The sequence below is a fragment of the Streptomyces sp. NRRL S-495 genome (assembly GCF_000966955.1).
Taxonomy (GTDB): Bacteria; Actinomycetota; Actinomycetes; order Streptomycetales; family Streptomycetaceae; genus Kitasatospora; species Kitasatospora purpeofusca.
In genome coordinates this window covers 1-1,864 of sequence record NZ_JZWY01000996.1, presented here as the reverse complement: position 1 = coordinate 1,864, position 1,864 = coordinate 1, and the positions used below count along the sequence as shown (strand labels likewise).

The window sequence follows — 1,864 nt, the reverse complement described above, 5'->3', positions numbered from 1 at the left end:
CCTCTCGTCGCCTTCCCGCCGGGTTCGGCCGTCCGAGGCCGAGCATCGCCTCGGCGACCGCGTCCGTCGCGTCATGGGGGATCCCGATGGCGGCGTGTTCGAGCACGAGGAGCCGTGCCCCGGGGATCTCGCGGGCCAGGGCCTCGCCGTTGCCGAGAGGGAAGAGCGGGTCGTGGCGGCCGTGGACGACGAGTGCGGGGAGGTCGATCGTCGGCAGGCGCTCGCGCCAGCGGGGCCTGCAGTCGAGCCGGGTGAACACGGTGCCCAGCTGGTTGGCCAACTGGACCGGGGCGCGGTACCGGGGTGCGGTCCCAGATGCGCGCGGCCTGCTCGCGCGCGGCGGCGGGGTCGTCGCCGCGGATGCCGGCGCCGGTGGCGGCGAACTCCGCGACCGCCGCACGGTCGGTCCAGTCGGGCATTGGGCGGGCGAACAATCGGCCCATGGTCGCCCGGTCGTGGTCGGGGAGGTCCTCGTCCGGCGGGCCGGGAGCGACCGGGCGGGTGCCGGCCAGGGTGAGGGCGGAGAACGCGTCGGGGTGGTCGAGGGCCGCGACCTGGGCGACCATCCCGCCGACGCCGGTCCCCGCGAGGTGCGCGGGTGCCCCGCCCAGCGCGCGGGCGAGGGCGGCGGCGTCGGCGGCGAGGTCGCGCAGGGTGTAGGCGGGCGCCTGCGGGTCCACCGTCGCCGACTCCCCGCTGTCGCGCAGGTCGTAGCGCACCACCCGGCGCCCGCCGGCGGCGAGGCGTTCGCAGAGCGCGTCGGGCCAGGAGAGCATGGTCGGCCCGCCCGCGAGCAGGACGAGCGGTGCGTCGTGGTCACCGAAGGACTCGATGCCCAGGACGGTGCCACGGACGGCGACGGTGGCCATCTCAGATCACCGGCCGTTGCCGTTGCCGTTGCCGTCGCGGCCGAGGCCGCGGTCCGGAGCGCTCATGTCGCCCGTCGCGGGGATGCCGTCGGTGCGGGCGTAGCGCAGGTACACGGTGCCCTCCGGACCGGCGGCCGGCGGTTCGAGGAGGGCGAGGTTCATGGGCACGGCGCCGCCGTTGAACACCTTCTTCCCGACGCCGAGCACGATCGGGTGCACCCACAGGTCGAGGCGGTCGAAGAGCCTCTCCCGCAGCAGTGTCTGCACCAGGTCCAGGCTGCCGACGACCTTCACGTTCTCGTGCCGGTCGCGGATCTCGCGCACGGCGGCGGCCAGGTCCGGGCCGAGCTGCGTGGAGCCGTCCCACGGGAGCTCCGGCTTGCCGCGGGAGGCCACGTACTTCGGGACGCGGTTGAACAGCTCGGCGATCTCGCCGTCCTTCTGGTGCGGCCAGTACGCGGCGAAGATGTCGTACGTCCGCCGGCCGAGCAGCAGGGCGTCCGTGCCCTCGTACGCGGCGAGGATCTGCGCCCCGGTGACCTCGTTCAGCAGGGGCGCCTGCCAGCCCCCGAACGGGAAGCCCGCCGGGTCCTCGTCCGGTCCGCCGGGTGCCTGCGCGACGAGGTCGAGGGTGGCGAACAGTTCGATCTGGACGATTCCCATGTCTCTACTCCCGGAGTGCGTGGTTGTTCCTTCGAGATGTAGACCGGCCGGGACCGGAAAACTCATCGCCACGCCGGTACCCGTTTTCCGTACCCGTCGGCCGGGGGCCGTCCGCGGTGGCCCCCGGCGCGCGGTCGCGGTGTCAGGCCGGGACCGGTGCGGCGCCGAACTGGCGGGCGAGATAGTCGAACCGGGTCCGGTGGAAGGCGGCGGCCAGCCGGGAGCCGGGGGCGATGAGGTCGAACGCGTGGTAGGCGCCGGGGTAGAGGTGGAGCTCGACCGGGACGCCCTGGGCGCGCAGCCGGGCCGCGTAGTCGAGGTCCTCGTCCCGG

3 protein-coding genes are annotated in these 1,864 nt (G+C 74.6%); all 3 read right to left on the bottom strand.

All coding sequences use genetic code 11. From position 1 onward, the window contains the following. Positions 1-71: 71 nt before the first annotated feature. Complete coding sequence (locus VR45_RS37700) at positions 72-869, bottom strand: alpha/beta hydrolase (protein ID WP_353612753.1); 798 nt, start codon at positions 867-869, stop codon at positions 72-74. A gap of 6 nt (positions 870-875) precedes the next feature. Next, positions 876-1,532, bottom strand: coding sequence for a dihydrofolate reductase family protein (locus VR45_RS37695; RefSeq protein ID WP_045944459.1), 657 nt, complete (start codon positions 1,530-1,532; stop codon positions 876-878). Positions 1,533-1,674: 142 nt separating this feature from the next. After that, on the bottom strand, positions 1,675-1,864 hold a 190-nt coding region (locus tag VR45_RS37690; protein ID WP_045944458.1), incomplete at its 5' end, for an alpha/beta hydrolase fold domain-containing protein.